Below are 479 nucleotides of genomic sequence, written 5' to 3' on the forward strand. Positions count from 1 at the left end.
TATTCCGGGCATCTGAATATCCATCAGAATAACGTCCGGCTCGTGCTCTCTGGCAAATTTGATGGCTTGTTCGCCACTTTCAGCCTGCCCTACGACCTCAATTCCGTTTGCGTCAGCCAGCAATGCTGAGATCCCTGAGCGCACCAGCTCATGATCATCGACTACCAACACAGAAATCAAAGATTAACCTCACTTTTTATTAACTCACCAGCAATCATCATCGCAGGTGAAACATTATTATTGCCTGACTCTATCAGTGTTCAGGCTGGATACATACGCTTGCGCTGCCAGGCGTACTTGAGCGGGTTCAGATTTTTTGTCACTTCAACAACACCTTCCTCGTGATTATGGTGCAGCGTAAAACCAAGGCGCCGATTCAGGTTCAACATACCAGGATTATGAGGAAGTACAGTCCCAAACATCTGCAAGACGCCACGATTGGTCAGATAATCTATCATAATCTGCATCAACTGCTTACC

General features: G+C 46.6%; 2 protein-coding genes. Both read right to left on the reverse strand.

The window, feature by feature from the left end; genetic code table 11:
• The coding region (locus Q4563_RS15950; RefSeq protein WP_442903764.1) for a response regulator at positions 1 to 171 on the reverse strand (171 nt) is incomplete at its 3' end.
• Between the two features lie 89 nt (positions 172 to 260).
• The coding region (locus tag Q4563_RS15955) for a GNAT family N-acetyltransferase (protein WP_303605169.1) at positions 261 to 479 on the reverse strand (219 nt) is incomplete at its 5' end.

Source organism: Gilvimarinus sp. 1_MG-2023 (assembly GCF_030548285.1).